The sequence below is a fragment of the Vibrio sp. 03_296 genome (assembly GCF_002265885.1).
Genome location: NZ_NPKW01000278.1, coordinates 1 through 938 on the forward strand (window position 1 = coordinate 1; position 938 = coordinate 938).

2 pseudogenes are annotated in these 938 nt (G+C 44.8%); one reads left to right on the forward strand and one right to left on the reverse strand.

The annotated features are described in order from the left end of the window. Positions 1 to 164: 164 nt before the first annotated feature. Positions 165 to 435: pseudogene (gene hupA / locus CIK04_RS23975) on the reverse strand (nucleoid-associated protein HU-alpha). Positions 436 to 699: 264 nt separating this feature from the next. Between hupA and CIK04_RS23980 the strand changes: the two are divergent. Further along, positions 700 to 938: pseudogene (locus tag CIK04_RS23980) on the forward strand (DUF21 domain-containing protein); the annotation flags it as partial.

The following is a 938-nucleotide window of genomic DNA, read 5'->3' on the forward strand; positions in this document are numbered from 1 at the left end:
GCCCATCGTCTGGCCACCAGAGAAATGAGTGAATTGTTCAAGATTTGGTCTTGGTGCTGAAGAACAACCAGCAAGGATAGGAGGGCAGTCAGGGAGAGAAGTCGTTTTTCATTGATGTCAGGCAATTAAAAAGAACACCGGAGAAAATCTCCGGTGCAGAGCAATTAGTTTACTGATTCTTTCAGTGCTTTACCTGCTACGAATGCAGGAACATTTGCTGCAGCGATTTGGATCTCATCACCCGTTTTAGGGTTACGGCCAGTACGTGCTGCGCGGTGGTTTACTTTGAATGTACCAAACCAATTAGTTGAACCTGGTCACCCTCTTTTAGTGCGTCAGTCACACCGTTAGAGTAGCTTCAAGAGCAGCTTTCGCTTGTGCTTTAGATAGGTCTGCTTTCTCTGCGATAAAGTCGATTAATTGGGTCTTGTTCATTAGGTTTCCCTTCTCATAGGTTATCGAATTCGTTTCACTCTAAAGCATAAAGCCTATGTCTGGCAAAGGTTTGTCGTCATCTTTCGCTTTAGTGCCTTACTTTTAACCGTTTTCTGAGTAATAACTCACAAATTGTTACCGAATAACCATACCCGAAGCTTGGTTTTCACTGCCGAAGCACCTATTTACAAGGAGTCTACGACCATTAGATAATGCACTTTGTCTCAGTGTAGACGTGAACTCGTGACTTCTTCAAGGGCAACTATGCTACTGCTTTCTTTCTATTATTTTCGTATTGCTATTGGTATTTCTTTCATCTGTTCTGTGCTGGAGGCGGTACTACTGAGCATCAGTCCAAGCTATATTGCTCAACTCAGACAACAAGGCCATCCATGCGGCTGAACCGCTGACGAAACTCAAAGCGGACATTGATCGCCCGTTGGCTTCTATCCTCACATTAAACACCATAGCACATACCATCGGTGCGGCAACGGCAGGTGCGC